Below are 19,245 nucleotides of genomic sequence, written 5' to 3' on the forward strand. Positions count from 1 at the left end.
GCTTTTTTCACGTTAAAAAAAGAAGGGTCTTTAAAACAAAGCTCTTTAAAAGAACTCTTTAAAAGAACTCTTTAAAAAAAGATCTTTTCTCTTTTTTCAATATGAAGAAAACGCTTATCACTGCGTATCAACAGCATTCTGATCAGGTAATTCATTGTGAGCGCTTACCGCGAGGGATGATGCATCGTTTAAGGAGGTGATCCAGCCGCAGGTTCCCCTACGGCTACCTTGTTACGACTTCACCCCAGTCATGAACCACACCGTGGTGATCGCCCTCTTGCGTTAGGCTAACCACTTCTGGTGCAGTCCACTCCCATGGTGTGACGGGCGGTGTGTACAAGGCCCGGGAACGTATTCACCGTGACATTCTGATTCACGATTACTAGCGATTCCGACTTCACGGAGTCGAGTTGCAGACTCCGATCCGGACTGAGACCGGCTTTTCGGGATTAGCTGACTCTCGCGAGCTCGCAACCCTTTGTACCGGCCATTGTAGCACGTGTGTAGCCCTACTCGTAAGGGCCATGATGACTTGACGTCGTCCCCACCTTCCTCCGGTTTGTCACCGGCAGTCTCCTTAGAGTTCCCGACATTACTCGCTGGCAAATAAGGACAAGGGTTGCGCTCGTTACGGGACTTAACCCAACATTTCACAACACGAGCTGACGACAGCCATGCAGCACCTGTCTCTGCGTTCCCGAAGGCACCAAGTGATCTCTCACAAGTTCGCAGGATGTCAAGAGTAGGTAAGGTTCTTCGCGTTGCATCGAATTAAACCACATGCTCCACCGCTTGTGCGGGCCCCCGTCAATTCATTTGAGTTTTAACCTTGCGGCCGTACTCCCCAGGCGGTCGACTTATCGCGTTAACTTCGCCACAAAGTGCGCTAGGCACCCAACGGCTGGTCGACATCGTTTACGGCGTGGACTACCAGGGTATCTAATCCTGTTTGCTACCCACGCTTTCGCACCTCAGTGTCAGTGTCAGTCCAGAAGGCCGCCTTCGCCACTGGTATTCCTCCCGATCTCTACGCATTTCACCGCTACACCGGGAATTCTACCTTCCTCTCCTGCACTCTAGCTTGACAGTTCCGGATGCCGTTCCCAGGTTGAGCCCGGGGCTTTCACAACCGGCTTATCAAGCCACCTACGCGCGCTTTACGCCCAGTAATTCCGATTAACGCTTGCACCCTCCGTATTACCGCGGCTGCTGGCACGGAGTTAGCCGGTGCTTCTTCTGCGAGTGATGTCTTTCCTAATGGGTATTAACCACTAGGCGTTCTTCCTCGCTGAAAGTGCTTTACAACCCGAAGGCCTTCTTCACACACGCGGCATGGCTGGATCAGGGTTCCCCCCATTGTCCAATATTCCCCACTGCTGCCTCCCGTAGGAGTTCGGGCCGTGTCTCAGTCCCGATGTGGCTGATCATCCTCTCAGACCAGCTACGGATCGTTGCCTTGGTGAGCCATTACCTCACCAACTAGCTAATCCGACATAGGCTCATCCGATAGCGGGAGCCGGAGCCCCCTTTCTCCCGTAGGACGTATGCGGTATTAGCCTGGGTTTCCCCAGGTTATCCCCCACTACCGGGTAGATTCCTATGCATTACTCACCCGTCCGCCGCTCGTCAGCATCTAGCAAGCTAGATCTGTTACCGCTCGACTTGCATGTGTTAGGCCTGCCGCCAGCGTTCAATCTGAGCCATGATCAAACTCTTCAGTTTAAAATCATTGTGATGCTTACTCGTCACCCGACACATATAATGTTGACGAACAACAAAAGCGCATCAAACTTGGCTCAAGGTTCAAACGAATTCATTTCAATTTACATTGTCATGACCGCTTGCCTTGATATTTGGTGATTTATCACCCTCATCGGCAAGCGCCCACATGAATTACCTGATCAAATTGTTAAAGAGCTGTTTCGCTGCGAGGCTGTCTTATCAGCCGGCTAACCGATGAACTGGTTTGCCTCAGCGAGGAAGGCGTATTCTACGCATTTCCTGGTGTTTGTCAATCACTGTTTTCAGTGAGTGAAGCGAGCGAGTTAAGAAAGCGAGATAACGATGCCTTCTCTTTTATTGCGCTAACTTCCTGACAAACCGAAGGTTTTCACCTTCTATCACCGCTGGTAACGCTGTGCGTCCCCGGCAGCGGATGCGTACTTTACGGATTCGCTGCCGTCTTGGCAAGAGGGTTTATCAAAAAAACATAAAAAAAGCGGCAGGCGTTGTTCATAGAACAATCCTGCCGCAAACCACCGATCAGAACGCCTGACCAGAGAGTGCTCGGTTACCCATACAGATTTATCTGTGTCACTGGAATTTCAAAAGCCGTATTTCTCACTGCGTACTTCGAAACCTAAATTTCAAATCCTAAGCCAAAGTCTTCACTCGACATCGCCATAAGACTTCCCGCACCGGACTGGATCATTTGCGCGTGAGCCTTTGTACGCGGCAGCAAGCGCTGATAGTAAAAGCGGGCAGTGTTCAATTTAGCGGCATAAAACGCTTTGTCATCACCCTCTAATGCCACCGATGCTTGCTTAGCTGCGCGGGCAAAGAGGTAGGCCAACGTGACATAACCGGAGTACATTAGGTAATCGACGCTTGCCGCCCCAACCTCTTCGCGATCCTGCATCGCTTTCATGCCCACGCCCATGGTCAACTCGCCCCACTCAGCGTTTAGCTTCGCTAGCGGCTCAACAAACTCTTTTAACGCAGGGTTATCAGCTTCCGTCTTACAGAACTTATGGATTTCTTTGGTGAACACTTTTAGCGACTCACCCTGGCTCATCAACACCTTGCGGCCAAGCAGGTCTAGCGCCTGAATACCAGTGGTACCCTCATAGAGACGGGTAATACGCGCATCACGCACTAACTGTTCCATCCCCCACTCTTTAATGAAGCCGTGCCCACCAAAAATCTGCACGCCTTCATTGGTGCACTCAAAACCGACTTCAGTGAGAAACGCTTTCACAATAGGTGTTAGTAGGCCGAGCAAGGTTTCAGCCTGCTCTTTCTCTTCGCCAGGCTTACCATGCTCAACAATGTCGAGCATCTGAGCGGTGTAAAGCACTAACATGCGGCCACCCTCGGCGAATGCCTTCTGGGTCAGCAGCATACGGCGTACATCCGGATGCACAATAATCGGGTCTGCTGGCTTCTCAGGGGCCTGGGCTCCAGAAAGCGCACGCATTTGCAACCGGTCTCGGGCGTAACTCAGCGAGTTTTGGAAACTGGCTTCAATTAAACCTAGCCCTTGAATACCTACCCCAAGGCGCGCTGCGTTCATCATAGTGAACATGCACGCCAAACCTTTATTGGGCGTACCAACCAAATAGCCCGTTGCAGCGTCAAAGTTCATCACGCAGGTAGCATTGCCATGGATGCCCATCTTGTGCTCAAGCGAACCGCACGTTACGCCATTACGCTCGCCTGGGTTACCTTGAGCATCGGGCATAAACTTGGGCACGACAAATAGAGAAATACCCTTCGAGCCTTCAGGAGCGTCAGGCAGTTTAGCCAACACAAGGTGTACGATGTTCTCTGCTAGATCATGGTCACCGGCAGAGATAAAGATTTTGGTACCAGTAATTGAATAAGCGCCGCTTTCATCAGGCACTGCACGTGTTTTAATCAACCCAAGGTCAGTACCACAGTGTGGTTCGGTGAGACACATCGTGCCTGTCCAAACACCCTCCACCAGCTTGGTAAGGTAAGTTTCTTTCTGCTCATCGGTACCGTGATGCCTAAGCGCATCGGCAGCACCATGAGAAAGCCCTGGATACATACCCCACGCTAAGTTAGTTGCGCAAATCATTTCAGAGAGCATCATCGCCAACGAATGAGGCAAGCCCTGCCCCCCCTGTTCCGGGTCTGCCGCTAGGCTTGGCCAGCCACCTTCTACATATTGCTGATAGGCTTCTTTAAAGCCCTTCGGTGCTTTAACGTCACCACCCTCAAGCAAACACCCCTCTTTGTCACCGCTTTGGTTAATCGGCAACAACACGTCGCGGGCAAAACGAGCGCCCTCTTCCAAAATCGCATTCACAACGTCTGGAGATGCATCATCGCCATTGGGTAGCGCGGCGTAATGGCTGGGGTAGTCAAACATTTCGTCCATAACGAAACGCATGTCACGTAGAGGGGCTTGATAGCTGGGCATGTCACTTCTCCTAAACAAGGGGCTGAAAGCAGTCATAAGCGTCAATCACATTGAGTTTTGATAACTACTTTCAAACACATGTTTGAAAGTTAGCGCGCGCACCGCCTATAGTCAAGCGGTCGTTTTAATACACCCCCTAAAACAGCTACAACTTTGGTCGCCCATACAGTAGCTTTCTGATTTATAAAATAAAAAAACCTGCCAGCAAAAATGCTGACAGGTTAATAAACGACGCCTATGTCCCAACCCAATTACTGCATTCGAATGCCTCCATCCAGCCGAATCACTTCACCGTTCAACATTGGGTTAGTGATAATGTGTTCAGCCAGCTGGGCAAATTCACCAGGCTTACCCAATCGCTTGGGAAAAGGCACCGCAGCCGCTAACGCTTGGGCCGCTTCATCAGGAATCTCACTCATCATAGGGGTTTCAAACACACCCGGCGCAATCGCCATAACGCGAATAGCATGACGAGAAAGCTCTCTAGCCGCAGGCAAACTCATGCCCACTACGCCAGCCTTGGAAGCACTGTAAGCACACTGGCCAACCTGCCCATCGAATGCGGCTATAGAAGCCGTATTAATAATTACGCCCCTCTCGCCGCTTTCATTAGGGGCATTTTTAGCCATGGCTGCGGCCGCTAATCGCATCACATTAAACGTGCCGATTAGATTGATGTTGATCGTTTTTGCATAGCTTTCCAGGTCTGCAGGATTACCATTACGATCCACAAGCTTGGCTACACTTACCACGCCAGCACAGTGAATAACGCCAGAAAGACCGCTTTCACCACCCATTGCAACCGCTTCGTCAATCGCCTGCTGCATTTCATCAGCAGAAGTAATATCAGCCATGCAAGCCTTTGCACGATCACCCAAGCGCTTGGCGTGATCCACCACGCTGTTGTTCATATCGCAAAGTACAACCTTCCCACCGGCAGCCACTAAACGCTCTGCAGTTGCCGCACCTAAACCTGAAGCAGCCCCTGTAATTAAAAACGTACAATCCTTTACCTGCATTTCAACTTTCCTTTAATTATTTGTCGTTGCGTGCTTGCTCAGTGGCTTGGGCACGAAGTTTAAAGCGCTGAATTTTACCACTAGGCGTTTTTGGCAGCTCATCGACAAACTCAATTACCCTAGGGAACGCATGGGTGGAAAGACGCTCACGCACCTGCTGGCGGATTTCATCGGCAAGCGCCTCGCTAGCTTCATACCCATCACGCAGCACGATGTAAGATTTAATCACCTCACCGCGAATCTCGTCCGGCTGCCCAACCGCCGCAGACTCTGCAACCGCTGGGTGTGTCATCACGCTGTTTTCAACGTCCGTGGGGCCGACCCGATAGCCTGCAGTGGTGATAATGTCGTCATCACGTCCGGCAAATTGGAATGAGCCGTCTTCATTGCGAATAACCACATCACCAGTTAGGTAGTAACCATTTACAAAGGGGTCTTTTTCTTGCCAGGTATAACCCTGGAAGAAGTGGGCTGGTGAGTTTTTAATGTCAACCGCAAGCACACCCGGCTCACCAGGTGGCAGCTCGTTATACTCTGCGTCCAAAATGGCTAGGCGGTAACCCGGCATCGGCACACCCATAGCGCCTACATGCTTGGGGTGATCAAGGGAGTGATGGTTATTACAGGTCATGCCGGTTTCTGTTTGGCCATAGTGATCCATGACCGGACAACCCAACGACTTCTCCACCCAGGTCACTACTTCCGTATTGAGCGGCTCGCCTGCTGAGCTTGCCGCGCGAAGCTCAAGCGTTTGGTGGGCATCATCGAACAGCCCTGATGCTTTCATTAAACGGTATGCCGTAGGAGCTGCCGCGAAATTAGTAATATGGTGGCGCTTCATAAACGCCAATGCACCTTCTGCACTGAAGCCCGCCTCGCAGAAGTGCGTGGTAACACCGAGCAGCAGCGGTCCGGCAATCGCATAATAAAGCCCGTATGCCCAACCAGGATCCGCCATATTCCAAAAGCGGTCATCGTCACGAAGATCGACTGCCAGCTCCATATAGAGAGCAAACGCTGTCATCCCGGAAAGCGGCACTGCCACGCCTTTTGGCTTGCCCACTGTGCCTGAGGTAAACATCTGAAGAAAAGGTTTTTCAGGGGCAAGCCGGGGTGGCTTTTCGCTCATTGACGTATGCGTCAATGCAGCCTGCCAGTCATGGTCATTAGGGTGTTCGCTGGTAGCACCACCTACCGCCAAAACAGGTGGGCACTGGCTTAGCCCGTCAAACTTATAGCGGTTAACGTGATCAGTAATCACCAGCTTGGTATCAGCGCGCCCCAAGCGATAATCCACCGCATCGGGGCCAAACGCGGTAAACAACGGCTGGTAGACCGCACCAATTCGCCAAGTAGCAAGCACAGCTACTAGCAGCGCTGGTGAGCGCGGCAGCATACAAGCTATGCGATCGCCCTCGCCAAGCCCCTGCGTCTTAAACCAGCCAGCAAGCTTGCCACTCTGCTCGTCTAGCTCTGCGTAAGTCAGGGTATGCGTTTCCCCATTGATATCTTCCTGTACCAGCGCAAGCACATCTCCCCGCCCCTGGCGCACATGACGGCCACAGCATGCTTCAAAGGCATTAAGGTAACCATCTTGATGGTCATCTAGCCTGGCAATCATACTGTCAACCGTAAAGCTTTCCAGGAAGGTCGAATAGGTGGGTAATGAGGCTGATGTTGCTGTCATGATGGCTCTCTTATGTTGTTAGTCGTGAGCAGTGGTACGCAAACAGACAGGCCAGGGTTCCGAGCTTACGCATTATTATTGTCCGTTTACGTTAACGGAAACCTTGCAGTTGAGCTAACGCTAAAAGCATTTACGCGGGAGCGCAAGCAATCAGCGTTCTAAATAGATTAGACGTTGGTCGATCGAAAGGGTTAACGCGCCATAATCATAGCGACCAGTTCATCGGCTAAATCGTCGGGGGTTCGCGGCCCGCTGGGGTCGTACCAACGCACCGTCCAGTTCAGCGCCCCCAAGATAAACCGCGACACCAGAAAGCGGTCACCGTGAATAAGCTCTGCTGCCAGCGCATCGTCAATAACGTCTACCCAGAGTGCTTCGTAGGCATCCCGCAGGTGGCTTAGGTGGGCACTCGCATCAGGATCTAATCGCCGCCATTCAAATAATGCGACCACATGGGCATTGCGATCAGCAAACAGCGTTTCCAAATGCGCTCGTGCCATAGCATGCAGGCGCGCCTCAGGATCATCGTCGCATTTCTGAAGCGCTGCTTTGGCAATGCTAAGCGCATTCTGAGTGCCCTCCTCTATCACCGCAGCCAATATCTCCTGCTTATCTTTAAAGTGATGAAACAGGCTGCCAGACTTAATGCCCATTTCTTGCGCCAGCATACGCACTGTGGTGCGGTCAAAGCCTTCTTGGACGAATAGCTGAGCGGCTAAACGTGTCAATTCCTTGCGGCGAGGAGATGCATTCATTACATTCATATTATTTACACTAGCGCTTGCTTGGTTACTTAGGAGAAGACCACAGCCCTGCCAACGGGTCAACGCATCCCTAGCCACTCTGCAAGATAATCACAATAAATCTGTCAGGAGACGTACCAATGAGTAATGCCACCGACGTTGTATTTTTATCCGCGACCCGCACGCCTATGGGCGGAATGATGGGTAGCCTTTCCAGCATGACCGCCCCAGAGCTTGCAGCCGTTGCAATCCGCGCAGCCATAGAGCGCGCCGGTATCGAGCCAGAGACTGTTGAAGAAGGCATCATCGGCTGTGTACTACCTGCTGGGGTAAAACAAGGACCAGCCCGCCAAGCTATGCGCCAGGCAGGCATTCCCGATGCCAATGGTGCCACCACCATCAATAAACTGTGCGGTTCTGGCATGAAAGCTACCATGCTGGCCCACGATTTGATTAAAGCAGGTACCGGCGAAATCCTGCTCGCGGGTGGCATGGAGTCGATGTCTAATGCCCCTCACGTACTCACTAAAGCACGCGGCGGCTACCGTTTAGGTCATGGTGAACTGAAAGACCACATGTTCCTTGACGGCCTAGAAGATGCCGAAACGGGCAAGTTGATGGGCGTTTTCGCCCAAGATGTTGCGTCAGAACGTGGCTACACCCGCGAACGTCTAGACGATTTTGCCATTGCGTCTTTAGAGCGCGCCATGGACGCCACCAATAAAGGCCACTTAGCGGCTGAAATGGCTCCCGTAACAGTGACTACCCGCCAAGGTGAAACGCTGGTCGAGCATGACGAACAGCCTTTCCAAGCCAAACTGGATAAAATTCGCCAGCTGCGCCCAGCATTTGCCAAAGACGGTACTATTACTGCTGCCAACGCCAGCTCCATTTCTGACGGCGCCTCGGCGCTTATTTTGGCCAGTCATGAAGCCGCTAAACGGCACGGCGTAAAGCCGCTTGCGAAAATGCTTGGCCATACCACCCACTCTCGTCATCCTAGCGAATTCACTATTGCGCCAGTAGGGGCCATTGAAAAGCTGATGAAAAAGCTTGGCTGGGGCGTTAACGACGTTGATCTGTTTGAGATTAACGAAGCGTTTGCTGTCGTCACGTTAATGGCAATGGATGACCTGGGGCTGCCCCACGAGAAAGTCAACGTGTTTGGCGGCGCTTGCGCCCAAGGGCATCCGATTGGTTCGACCGGTTCACGGGTAATTGCAACGCTTATTCATGCCCTACGTACCAAAGGCGGCAAACGCGGTATTGCTAGTCTTTGTATTGGTGGCGGCGAAGCCACCGCAGTAGCGGTTGAGCTTATCGACTAATACGACTTACCAACCTACCCGCGTCTTGGCGCACTAATCATGCCAAGGCGCGATGCTCATTCTGTACTTCACGCGCGTCTAAAGTTGCCAAGGTCTCCCAATCTGGTGATTTTACCGTCACCAAAGCCTCTGCTTCTTTTTTAAGCTCTTCAGCCATACGGAACTGACCGGCATATTCACGCATCTGCAAGGCTTCCTGCGCTAGCCCTTCGGCGCTTTGTGCTGCCTGATTAACAAGCCTTAACGTATCTTGGGTCGTCATATCAATTTGCGCCACAGCACTATTTACCTCGTCGATACCCCGTCGCTGCTCTTCAGAAGCACGGGCCATTTGCGCCATTAACTGCTCTACCTGAGTGGCCGCCTGCATAATATCGCGCGTATGCTCGCCCGCTTGATGGGACAGCTTGCTACCCTTTTCGACGCTTTGACGTGATGCTTCAATACGTGACCGGATCTCATGTGCAGCATTCGCACTGCGCGTTGCTAGCGCCCGCACTTCACTGGCGACTACCGCAAAACCTCGTCCGTGCTCACCCGCACGCGCTGCTTCAACTGAAGCGTTCAAAGCAAGAATATTCGTTTGGAAAGCGATGCTTTCAATCATTGAAATAATGCTTTGTATTTCTTCAGAATGGTCATTGATGGCCTGCATCGTAGCAATAAACTGGGCGATTATCTGGTCACCCTGCTGTGCTTTGTATGAAACATCAGTGGTTGCGTGATTCACATGCGCAGCACTCTCTGCATTCTGGCTTACCGTGGCGGTTAACTGCTCAAGACTTGCCGCCATTTGTATAAGCGCAGCCGCCTGGGAATCAGTTTGCCCTGCCAATTGCAGACTTTGGGCCTTCATTACCTGGCTATCGGTATAAACCTGCTGACTGCTGTTGTTGAGGTGGTTAACTGTCGTCTTCAACGCATTCTGCATACTTGCCAATTCGCTAAACAGACGGCCGATTTCATTCGCAGCATGAGCTTCTACTGGCGTTGATAGGTCGCCCTTAGCGATACGCCTAAAATGTTGCGTTATGGTATTTAGAGGCCGAAGGACGTTTTTACGTACGCCCCACACCACAAACGCAACGGTTAGTAGCGCCAAACAAACAACCCCAAGTACTCCCCAAAAAAGTAGTGATGATACTTTTTGAAAACGATTGAGCAACCCAGCACCACGGGCAACGGAGTAATCATAAAAAGCATCGGCAGTACTCACGAATTTCTGGCTGCTCTCATCCACTCGGGATTCACCAGAAAGGAAGCCACGAACATCGCGCTCTTCCAACATCATCATTTGCAAACTTAAATTATTATTAACCAATGAGCGGAAATCATTCGCTAACTGATCCACTAGCTCAAGTCGCTCTTCCTCAGAAAAACTCGAGTGGAAAGCATTAAACCGGGCTGAAGCCGCACTCAATAAACTTTCTGCTTCTTCTAGTAAAGGTTCTGGACGATCAAACGATGGGGTGCGAATTAGTTCTGCAGCTCGGTTCATTTGTATGCGAGCACGCAGCAGCTGAGTATAGGCACCGTTCAGCTTGCGCACCTGCGCCATATCTCGCTGCTGTAATGATGTGAATGCCTCTCGGCCGAAATGATTGGCAAATAGGCCTAAGCTACCGATTGCTAGCACTAAAAAGCTAAAGGTAACTAATACCAGCGCCCAGCTCGATTTAACGCTTAGATTATTGATCATGCGCATATAAGGCTCTCAACAAAAGCTTTCCAACTAAGGCTTTTAACCACGTGATTGGCGGTTAGCGTGCAGTGGCAACCAAAGCTGCAGACGTCGACGGATCTCTAATAGCGCTTGTTCATATGCATCTAATTTACTAATTAACCTTGGATCACGAATATCCCAGAAGAGCACTTCTTCCGCATGCCCCTGCCAATCTCTACACACCTGTTGCGCCTTGTCGCAAAGCACAATAACAAAATCAAAGTACTCATCCTCAAACTCATCCAGTGACTTACTACGCAACCCTTCCGTAGAAAGCCCTTGTTTACGTAGCGCCTCTAACGTTAGCGCATGGGGTTCGTCTGGCTCGGAACCTGCACTAAAAGCATCAAAATGATCACTTGCCATCTGGCGAAGCAGCGCCTCCCCCATCAAAGACCGTGCAGAATTGGCATTACAAAGAAACAGCACGCGACGCTTTGGCATAAATAAAAGACCTCTTGATGAGTTTAATTTCAGCAATTTACGCTCTCAAGATGACGCATTTATTGCAGCCTACTGGTTACTAGTACAAATATACGAAAAAACATATATCATAAGTATTAATAATCACTCTTACGATGTAAAAGGAACACCACTAATGGCATTGCTTGATGACTTACCAAACGTGGACAGCAGTATGTTTAAAGCGCCTACTCCTGAAACATTGATGCTCCCTCCTAGCGACCAGCCTACGCCTAACATCTTATTGCTCTACGGTTCACTGCGAGCGCGTTCATTCAGCCGATTGGTGGTTGAAGAAGCCGCTCGGCTACTCACTGCAATGGGGGCTAATGCAAAAATTTTTGATCCTCGTGGCTTACCCTTGCCGGATGCGGAAGATGCAAGCCACCCGAAAGTGGATGAGCTGAGGACACTGGCACAGTGGTCTGACGGCATGGTGTGGTGCTCGCCTGAGCGCCACGGCGCAATGACTGGCATTATGAAAGCACAAATTGACTGGATCCCGCTTGCGCTAGGCGGCGTTCGCCCTACCCAGGGTAAAACCCTTGCCGTGATGCAAGTATGCGGCGGCTCCCAGTCATTCAACACGGTAAATCAGTTGCGCATTTTAGGTCGCTGGATGCGCATGGTGACGATCCCCAATCAGTCATCAGTGCCTAAGGCCTTTATGGAATTTGATGACAATGACCGTATGAAACCTTCGCCGTTTTATGACCGCATTGTTGATGTCATGGAAGAGCTGGTGAAATTCACCCTGCTGGTTCACGAGCGTAGCGACCTGCTAACCGACCGCTACTCTGAACGCAAAGAGAGCGCCGAAGAAGTCTCTAAACGCGTCAACCAGCGCGCCATTTAAGAAAGGAGTGATCTTATGACAACTCAGAGCAATGCTTCCCCCACTAGTGCCGATATGGGACTGTTTGAACGCTACCTTTCTGTATGGGTAGCGATTGCCATTGTCGCTGGGATTGCACTTGGGCAGTTCGCTCCTGCCGTGCCAGAGGTGTTATCGCGGTTTGAGTATGCCCAGGTATCGATTCCGATTGCGGTATTAATCTGGGCGATGATTTTCCCCATGATGGCACAAATTGACTTCAGCGCGATTGCAGGGGTGCGTCGCCAGCCAAAGGGCTTGACCATTACCACCACGGTCAACTGGCTAATTAAGCCTTTCACCATGTTCGCCTTAGCTTGGCTGTTTTTCATGGTGATATTTCGGCCCTTTATTCCTGAAGAACTGGCCAGTCAATATCTAGCGGGTGCCATATTATTAGGAGCAGCACCTTGCACCGCGATGGTATTTGTATGGAGCTACCTCACCCGTGGTGATGCGGCCTACACCCTCGTTCAGGTGGCTTTGAATGATCTGATCATGCTGTTTGCCTTTGCACCGCTGGTGGTTTTTTTACTCGGCATCTCGAATATCCAGGTACCGTGGGATACGGTTATTTTATCCGTGGTGCTATACATTGTGATTCCACTTGCGGCGGGCTATTTCACCCGTAAAACACTGATCACCAAGTATGGCACCGAGTGGTACGACAACGTGTTTATGAAGCGTGTCGGCCCTATCACGCCCATCGGGCTAATCATTACCCTGGTGCTGCTATTCGCCTTCCAAGGCGACGTCATTCTGAATAATCCACTGCATATCGTGCTAATCGCCATTCCGCTGATTATCCAAACATTTTTGATCTTCTTTATTGCCTATAGCTGGGCTAAAGCGTGGCGTGTGCCGCACAACATTGCAGCGCCTGGTGCAATGATTGGTGCCAGCAACTTTTTTGAACTGGCAGTCGCAGCGGCCATTGCCCTGTTTGGCTTACAGTCAGGTGCCGCGCTCGCTACGGTGGTGGGTGTTCTAGTAGAAGTACCGCTTATGCTCGCGCTAGTGCGCATTGCTAACAAAACGCGTCAGCATTTTCCTGAAAACGCACCGTAAAGAGGCACTTGAATGGCCCATTACTTAATTTTCCTTGGTTCAACACGAACCTCCACACCGCCCGCCCCCGCCCGCTTAGGCGAGCGGGTATCCAAGACGTGCAAACGTCTACTTAGCTCGCTACCCGATACAACGGCAGAGGTTATAGACCCGCTAACGTTAGATCTTAACGGCCCTTTTAAGCCGCATTTTGCTTACGCAAAAAAAGCGGTTCCCACAGACCTTGACGCCCTTGCGGGTAAAATTGAGCACGCCGATGGCTACGTGATGGTCAGTCCTGAATACAACCACACCATGAGCCCGGCACTAAGTCATTTGCTGAATCATTTTGGCGCGTCACTGTTTGCCTTTAAGCCCAGCGCCATCGTGACTTACTCCATGGGACAATGGGGAGGCGCGCGTGCTGCGGTTAGCATGCGCGCATTTCTCTCTGAGTTGGGGTGCCTGCCAGTGTCCGCCATGATTCATATACCCAAAGCCCAGGAAGCGCTGAGCGACGATGGGCAATTTGTACAGGAACAGGAGCGCTGGGAAAGCTATTTTGGCCGTACGTTAGGCCAATTAACCTGGTGGGCAGAGGCAGCCAAAGCGCAAAAAGCCGAGCAAGATCCTGCAACGCTATCGCCTACGTTTAATACGTCGCCCGCTCAGCGCAATGCACCTACGGAGTGAGCGATGAAGCATGTGATTGAAATAGACAGCGACGCCATCGACTTCATCAAACAACAAGGCAGCGCCGTCACTGTTCGTCTTTCCCCTCGCCACGGCTGCTGCGGAGGGCTTGCCAACCTAGCGGTAGCCGAAGCGCAATCCCCAAATGCCACCCAACACTACCAACATCATGTTCAAGAGAATATTTCGATCTACATTGCCCCTGAACTGGCTCATCAAGGGCTGCGCATTGGCGTTGAAGGCTGGTGGAAATTTCGCCATCTTTATGTGGATGGCGCCGTTATTCAATCAAAATAGATGACACAAAACATAAAGGCAGGATTGCCTTAACGAAAGCATTGACTAGATAATATACGCATAAACATATATTGTTATAATCATATTTCATTTAGACCTATGCGAGGTATCCCGTGACGGAATCTAGTCCTACCTCAACTTCCTCCTTTGCCGGTCGCTTGCTTTATCTCGCCAAGGAGAACCCCAACCAAGTACGCTGGCTCGCTGCCGTAGTGGGAATTTTTCTGCTGATCTATTTCCTGCCCGCTGGAACAGCGCGCTTCGACAACGCCGTGTTGGAAGGCATTCGATTGACACACTGGTACGCACAGGAACACGTCATTCTCTGCCTACTGCCAGCCTTTCTGATCGCTGGCGCCATGGCTGCCTATCTAAACGAAGGCGCCGTGATGCGCTACCTAGGGCCTAACGCCTCAAAGCCTGTCGCTTTTGGCATGGCTTCGGTTTCTGGCACGCTGCTGGCCGTTTGTTCTTGCACCGTACTACCGCTTTTCGGCGGCATTTATCGTCGGGGCGCAGGTCTGGGGCCTGCCATTGCCTTTCTTTATTCAGGACCCGCCATCAATATTATGGCGATTGTGGTAACCGCCAAAGTACTTGGCTTGGAGCTGGGGTTAGCCAGAGCTATCGGCGCGATTGTATTTGCCGTGGTAATTGGCGTCATCATGCACCTAATCTACCGCCGCGAGGAGCAGGCCCGTGCCACTAAAAATAGCCGTGGCTTCAGTGGTGAGCTCTCTCGCCCTTTAAGCCAAATTGGGGTGTTTTTTGGTTTGATGGTGGGCATCCTGGTCTTCGCTAACTGGGCGGCAGCCGACAGCGCTGTCTGGATGACTATTCATGCCTATAAATGGCATATCACTGCCGTACTTTCCGGGCTTTTCGCACTGCTACTGATTCGCCGCTGGAACTGGCCGCTTCATCAAGTAGCGGTACTGGCAAGTGCCGTCGCCATCGCCGCCGTACTAGTTCCCAGCGTACCTGAACTGGCGTTCGCGGTCGGTATTATCGGCCTTATGCTGATTGCCACTCTGCGTGACGAAGACCGTGAATGGGCAGAGCAGAGCTGGGAGTTCACCAAACTGATCATGCCACTGCTACTGGTGGGGGTATTCGTAGCTGGTCTGCTGTTAGGCCGCCCCGGTGAGGAAGGCCTCATCCCTTCAGAGTGGGTGGTACTGGCGGTAGGAGATAACGGCTTGCGCTCTACCTTTCTTGCCTCGTTACTGGGCGGCTTTATGTATTTCTCGACCCTTACCGAAGTGCCCATCGTTCAAGGCCTGATTGGTAACGGGATGGGCAAGGGCCCAGCGTTAGCCCTGTTGCTGGCAGGGCCTGCCCTGTCGTTACCCAACATGCTAGTGATTCGCACCATCATAGGTACGCAAAAAACCCTGGTTTACTGCACACTGGTTGTCGTAATGGCAACACTATCAGGTTATTTATATGGCCAGTTTTGGCCTTAACTAACAAGTACTACCGCAACGATGTTGTGGTAAGAAAACGCTCAAACTGACAGGAGTGATGTCATGAAACTCAAGATATACGGTAGCGGCTGCAAAAAGTGCCAACAACTGACCGACAACGCACAGGAAGCGGCCAATGCCCTCGGCTTAACGGTGGATATCGAGAAAATTACTGATGTGAACGCTATTATTGACGAAGGCATTATGCGCACGCCTGCGCTAGGCATCGAGGACGATATCGTCATTGAGGGCAAAGTAGCCAGCGCAGAAGATATTCAGAAACTGCTCAAAGCATCATAATGTGTCGATGATACAATCCTACTGACTAGGCACACGGATAAGCAGTAACACTAGCGTCGCTCCGAGCATTAACAGTGCCGTCAGCCACAGCGCATTGGCACCGTTTTGCTCAATTAGCAGACCGAACAGCAGCGGTGCGAGTGCTTGAGACGCACGTGCGGGGGCAATAATAAGCCCTTGCCGCCGACCGAACCCTTTAGGGCCAAATAACGCTAGCGGCAACGTGCCGGAAGCAATGGTCATCATACCGTTGCCCGCACCATGCAGTAACGCAAAACCGGCAGCAGGCATACCAACGGCTGTTAACAGTGCGGCACCTAACGGATGCAGCGTTGTTGCCACGCGTGCCGCCACTAACGGATGGCAGTGCCTGAGCAGTATAAACTCTCCCATGCGCGCTGCTACCTGCGCAGGCCCCACAAGCGCGGAAGCAGCAATTGCGACTGAAAGTGACGCACCACTCTCCTGCAGAAGCCTTGGAAGATGCGCCGCCATCGCCGTCGACACAAACCACCCAGCCGCAAACACATAGGCTAGTAGCAGCATAGTTAAGCGGGGACGGTCTGGCCTTGGCGCTCGTTGATCGGCCTCACTAAAAACGGCGTTGCTAGCCACTTTAGGCAGGCTGAAATTCAAGGGCATACCGATCAACACATGCGCTAATGCCCAGCTAGCGCAGGCCACGCGCCAGCCCCATTCGTTTTCCAACCATGCGGTAAGCGGCCACCCCACCGTGCTGGCAAATCCAGCAACCAGCGTAACACCGGTAATCGATGCCCTCGCTTGACGCCCTAATAATCGGCCTAAGGTGGCAAAGGCAGCATCGTATAGCCCCATCGCCATCCCAATCCCCGTCACCAACCAAGCAAGTATTAGCGAGGGTAAACCCTGGGACACGGCCATTATGCCAAGACCCAGTGCCAATACCCCATTAGAGGCCATCAACACGCCTCGCCCGCCTTGCCTATCGATCCATCGGCCAACGGAAGGCCCGAGCACTGCCGTCAGCAGTAAGGCTGCTGAAAAAGCGCCAAATACCCAGCTAGTTGAGACACCTAACTCTTTTGCTATTGGGACTGCAAGAATAGCGGGCAGATAATAGCTGGAAGCCCAGGCGAGGGTTTGCGCACTGCCTAATGTGAGCGTTAAACCAACCCTGGGCGAGCGAATCATGCGGTTTGTTTAGGCAACGCCAGTGCCATCAATGAACTGGCTGCCACTAAGGCCGCCGATACCCAAAGACAGGCACTCAGCCCATACGCCATATATAGCCAGCCTGATAGCAAGGTTCCCACCAACCGCCCCATGGCATTGGCCATATAGTAGAAGCCAACGTCCATCGAGACGCCATCGGCACGGGCATAATGAACGATCAGGTAACTGTGCCAGCTGGAATTAATCGCAAACAGCACACCAAACGCTAAAAGCCCGACCACTAGCCAAGCCACCTGCTCTAGCGGTAGCAACGCCAATAAAATTGCCAACACTGCTAGAGCAGCTGCCCAGCCTGCGGTTAGCGCGCGAGCATCCCCCTTAATCAGCCGAGTTAGCTTAGGTGCCTGGGTTTGGACCCCGCCGTAGCCAATAATCCATGCTGCCAGTAATCCCCCCACCGTCCAGTGGGTCCAGCCGTGCTGGTCATATAAAAACACCGGCAACGCCACTACGAACCAGACATCCCTTGATGCAAACAGGCAAAAACGCGCCGCTGAAAGCACATTAATCGCGCGGGACTTGGAGAAAATTTCCGAAAACTTAGGCTTTACCTTCTGGCGCCCTAAATCAGCCTTCAAGCGCCAAAAAGAGAGTAAGAGCACCCCACTAAGCATAACCGCCATGGCAATCACCGCACCACGGAAACCAATCAGCGTTAGCAACACCCCGCCAATAAAAAAGCCGAGACCTTTCAATGCATTTTTAGAGCCGGTCAGCATCGCTACCCAACGGTAAAGCGCGCTATTGGCATTGGCACTCTCTTTAGGTACCAGCACTTTAACCGCACTTTTAGCGCTCATTTTGTTTAGGTCTTTGGCGATCCCAGACAACGCCTGAGCCGCCATGACCCAAACAACCGTAAGCATTCCTGCGGGCACCATCAGCATAGCAAGGGCGATAATTTGCAACCCAAGCCCCACATTCATCGTGCGGTTCAAGCCTAACCGCGCACCCAGCCAGCCGCCCACCAAGTTGGTCACTACGCCAAAGGCTTCGTAGAACAGAAACAGCATGGCAATTTGCAGCGGCGAGTAGCCCAACTGGTGAAAATACATCACTACCAACATGCGCAGCGCGCCATCGGTAATGGTAAATGCCCAGTAGTTACCGGTGATTAGCATGTATTGGCGCACCTCGAAAGGTAGCGCTCGAACCCGGCTCAGCAGGGAATCACTCACCCCCATCGGCTCCACCCACTTTCATAGCGAGTTCAGCGGTACGGTTGGCATAACCCCACTCGTTGTCATACCAGGCGTAAAGCTTAAGCTGGGTGCCGTTGACGACCATGGTGGAAAGCGCATCGATAATGGAGCTGCGTGGATCAGTGCGATAATCAATCGATACCAGCGGGCGTTCTTCATAACCCAAAATACCGGCAAGCTCTCCCTCCGCGGCTGTCTTCAGTGCTAGATTAACTTCTTCCGCCGTGACCGCGCGCTCAAGCTCAAACACCATATCAGTGAGCGATGCGTTGGCTAGCGGCACGCGAATGGCATGACCATTTAGCTTGCCTTCCAGCTCAGGGAAAATTGCGGTGATCGCTTTCGCAGAGCCGGTCGTTGTCGGAATCAGACTCATGCCACAAGCGCGAGCACGACGCAGGTCTTTATGCGGCGCATCCAGAATGGTTTGAGTGTTGGTAATGTCGTGTACCGTGGTCATCGAGCCATGGCGAATGCCAAAGGTTTCCTGAATCACTTTCACCACCGGTGCCAAGCAGTTAGTGGTACAACTAGCGGCGGTCACAATTCGATGCTGAGCAGGATCGTAAAGGTGATCATTAACGCCTACCACCACGTTCAGCACGCTAGCATCTTTAATTGGTGCACTCACCACCACCCGCGCAACCCCTTGGTCAAGGTATGCTTGAAGTGTGGCGGTTTCTTTCATTTTACCCGAGCACTCAATGACCACGTCACACGCTGACCAGTCACTGTCAGCAATCATTTTATTGGCACTAAATGAAACAGATTTACCATCTAAAACAATAGTATTGTTAGAGGTGGTGATCCCATTACCAGGCGACCAGTGACCATGTACCGAGTCAAATTCAAGCAGGTGGGCAAACGTTGCCGCATCGCCGCCGGGGTCATTAATACGGATAAGTTCTACCGCCCCAGTTTCAACCCCAGCCCAGAGACTGCGCAGCGCCAGCCGACCAATACGACCAAACCCGTTAATACCAATACGTAATGCCATGAGGCCTCCTGTTTAGTTAAACATATG

16 protein-coding genes and 1 rRNA gene are annotated in these 19,245 nt (G+C 51.9%); 7 read left to right on the forward strand and 10 right to left on the reverse strand.

Going from position 1 to position 19,245, the window contains the following annotated elements; all coding sequences use genetic code 11:
• Positions 1-189 precede the first annotated feature (189 nt).
• The 5 genes from M0220_RS01435 to M0220_RS01455 form a co-directional block, all read right to left on the reverse strand.
• Positions 190-1,722 (reverse strand): 16S ribosomal RNA (locus M0220_RS01435).
• Between the two features lie 637 nt (positions 1,723-2,359).
• A complete protein-coding gene (locus M0220_RS01440) occupies positions 2,360-4,165 on the reverse strand; it encodes an acyl-CoA dehydrogenase C-terminal domain-containing protein (RefSeq protein ID WP_264018475.1) in 1,806 nt (601 codons plus the stop codon).
• A 251-nt stretch (positions 4,166-4,416) separates the two neighbouring features.
• Positions 4,417-5,184, reverse strand: coding sequence for an SDR family NAD(P)-dependent oxidoreductase (locus M0220_RS01445; protein ID WP_264018476.1), 768 nt, complete (start codon positions 5,182-5,184; stop codon positions 4,417-4,419).
• Between the two features lie 16 nt (positions 5,185-5,200).
• Entirely contained in the window at positions 5,201-6,871 is a 1,671-nt protein-coding gene (locus M0220_RS01450) for an AMP-binding protein (protein ID WP_264018477.1), read from the reverse strand.
• Positions 6,872-7,062: 191 nt separating this feature from the next.
• Positions 7,063-7,626 carry a TetR/AcrR family transcriptional regulator gene (locus tag M0220_RS01455; RefSeq protein WP_030070341.1) on the reverse strand — a complete coding sequence of 188 codons (564 nt, stop codon included), beginning with the start codon at positions 7,624-7,626 and terminating at the stop codon, positions 7,063-7,065.
• Positions 7,627-7,754: 128 nt separating this feature from the next.
• Here M0220_RS01455 and M0220_RS01460 point away from each other — a divergent pair, with 128 nt between their 5' ends.
• Positions 7,755-8,942 carry an acetyl-CoA C-acyltransferase gene (locus M0220_RS01460; RefSeq protein ID WP_264018478.1) on the forward strand — a complete coding sequence of 396 codons (1,188 nt, stop codon included), beginning with the start codon at positions 7,755-7,757 and terminating at the stop codon, positions 8,940-8,942.
• A 37-nt stretch (positions 8,943-8,979) separates the two neighbouring features.
• Here M0220_RS01460 and M0220_RS01465 read toward each other — a convergent pair whose 3' ends face one another.
• Complete coding sequence (locus M0220_RS01465) at positions 8,980-10,647, reverse strand: methyl-accepting chemotaxis protein (protein ID WP_264018479.1); 1,668 nt, start codon at positions 10,645-10,647, stop codon at positions 8,980-8,982.
• Positions 10,648-10,683: 36 nt separating this feature from the next.
• On the reverse strand, positions 10,684-11,109 hold the full coding sequence (locus M0220_RS01470) for an arsenate reductase ArsC (protein ID WP_030070338.1): 426 nt from the start codon (positions 11,107-11,109) through the stop codon (positions 10,684-10,686).
• A 154-nt stretch (positions 11,110-11,263) separates the two neighbouring features.
• Here M0220_RS01470 and arsH point away from each other — a divergent pair, with 154 nt between their 5' ends.
• From arsH to M0220_RS01500, 6 genes are all read left to right on the forward strand, one after another.
• Entirely contained in the window at positions 11,264-11,983 is a 720-nt protein-coding gene (gene arsH, locus M0220_RS01475; protein ID WP_030070337.1) for an arsenical resistance protein ArsH, read from the forward strand.
• Between the two features lie 15 nt (positions 11,984-11,998).
• Complete coding sequence (gene arsB / locus M0220_RS01480; RefSeq protein WP_264018480.1) at positions 11,999-13,069, forward strand: ACR3 family arsenite efflux transporter; 1,071 nt, start codon at positions 11,999-12,001, stop codon at positions 13,067-13,069.
• 12 nt (positions 13,070-13,081) lie between these two features.
• Complete coding sequence (locus M0220_RS01485; protein ID WP_264018481.1) at positions 13,082-13,741, forward strand: NADPH-dependent FMN reductase; 660 nt, start codon at positions 13,082-13,084, stop codon at positions 13,739-13,741.
• A 3-nt stretch (positions 13,742-13,744) separates the two neighbouring features.
• On the forward strand, positions 13,745-14,038 hold the full coding sequence (locus M0220_RS01490; RefSeq protein ID WP_264018482.1) for a CC/Se motif family (seleno)protein: 294 nt from the start codon (positions 13,745-13,747) through the stop codon (positions 14,036-14,038).
• Between the two features lie 113 nt (positions 14,039-14,151).
• Positions 14,152-15,504: a permease gene (locus M0220_RS01495; protein WP_264018483.1), complete on the forward strand. Its 1,353-nt coding sequence runs from the start codon at positions 14,152-14,154 to the stop codon at positions 15,502-15,504.
• Between the two features lie 63 nt (positions 15,505-15,567).
• Complete coding sequence (locus M0220_RS01500) at positions 15,568-15,804, forward strand: thioredoxin family protein (RefSeq protein ID WP_264018484.1); 237 nt, start codon at positions 15,568-15,570, stop codon at positions 15,802-15,804.
• An 18-nt stretch (positions 15,805-15,822) separates the two neighbouring features.
• Here M0220_RS01500 and M0220_RS01505 read toward each other — a convergent pair whose 3' ends face one another.
• From M0220_RS01505 to M0220_RS01515, 3 genes are read right to left on the reverse strand one after another with little or no spacing between them, the layout of a single operon-like run.
• Complete coding sequence (locus M0220_RS01505) at positions 15,823-16,977, reverse strand: MFS transporter (protein ID WP_264018485.1); 1,155 nt, start codon at positions 16,975-16,977, stop codon at positions 15,823-15,825.
• On the reverse strand, positions 16,974-18,140 hold the full coding sequence (gene arsJ / locus M0220_RS01510) for an organoarsenical effux MFS transporter ArsJ (RefSeq protein WP_264019188.1): 1,167 nt from the start codon (positions 18,138-18,140) through the stop codon (positions 16,974-16,976). The genes M0220_RS01505 and arsJ overlap by 4 nt, the downstream gene beginning before the upstream one ends.
• 49 nt (positions 18,141-18,189) lie before the next feature.
• Positions 18,190-19,218, reverse strand: a complete 1,029-nt coding sequence (locus tag M0220_RS01515; protein WP_264018486.1) for an ArsJ-associated glyceraldehyde-3-phosphate dehydrogenase — start codon at positions 19,216-19,218, stop codon at positions 18,190-18,192.
• Between the last annotated feature and the right edge of the window lie 27 nt (positions 19,219-19,245).

Origin of the sequence: Halomonas qinghailakensis, assembly GCF_025820815.1 — a bacterium.
Lineage (GTDB): Bacteria > Pseudomonadota > Gammaproteobacteria > Pseudomonadales > Halomonadaceae > Vreelandella > Vreelandella qaidamensis.

Coding starts and splice junctions, on each gene's coding strand:
- M0220_RS01440 (WP_264018475.1), bottom strand. CDS start 4,165: ATGCCCAGCTATCAAGCCCCTCTACGTGACATGCGTTTCGTTATGGAC.
- M0220_RS01445 (WP_264018476.1), bottom strand. CDS start 5,184: ATGCAGGTAAAGGATTGTACGTTTTTAATTACAGGGGCTGCTTCAGGT.
- M0220_RS01450 (WP_264018477.1), bottom strand. CDS start 6,871: ATGACAGCAACATCAGCCTCATTACCCACCTATTCGACCTTCCTGGAA.
- M0220_RS01455 (WP_030070341.1), bottom strand. CDS start 7,626: ATGAATGCATCTCCTCGCCGCAAGGAATTGACACGTTTAGCCGCTCAG.
- M0220_RS01460 (WP_264018478.1), top strand. CDS start 7,755: ATGAGTAATGCCACCGACGTTGTATTTTTATCCGCGACCCGCACGCCT.
- M0220_RS01465 (WP_264018479.1), bottom strand. CDS start 10,647: ATGCGCATGATCAATAATCTAAGCGTTAAATCGAGCTGGGCGCTGGTA.
- M0220_RS01470 (WP_030070338.1), bottom strand. CDS start 11,109: ATGCCAAAGCGTCGCGTGCTGTTTCTTTGTAATGCCAATTCTGCACGG.
- arsH (WP_030070337.1), top strand. CDS start 11,264: ATGGCATTGCTTGATGACTTACCAAACGTGGACAGCAGTATGTTTAAA.
- arsB (WP_264018480.1), top strand. CDS start 11,999: ATGACAACTCAGAGCAATGCTTCCCCCACTAGTGCCGATATGGGACTG.
- M0220_RS01485 (WP_264018481.1), top strand. CDS start 13,082: ATGGCCCATTACTTAATTTTCCTTGGTTCAACACGAACCTCCACACCG.
- M0220_RS01490 (WP_264018482.1), top strand. CDS start 13,745: ATGAAGCATGTGATTGAAATAGACAGCGACGCCATCGACTTCATCAAA.
- M0220_RS01500 (WP_264018484.1), top strand. CDS start 15,568: ATGAAACTCAAGATATACGGTAGCGGCTGCAAAAAGTGCCAACAACTG.
- M0220_RS01505 (WP_264018485.1), bottom strand. CDS start 16,977: ATGATTCGCTCGCCCAGGGTTGGTTTAACGCTCACATTAGGCAGTGCG.
- arsJ (WP_264019188.1), bottom strand. CDS start 18,140: ATGCTAATCACCGGTAACTACTGGGCATTTACCATTACCGATGGCGCG.
- M0220_RS01515 (WP_264018486.1), bottom strand. CDS start 19,218: ATGGCATTACGTATTGGTATTAACGGGTTTGGTCGTATTGGTCGGCTG.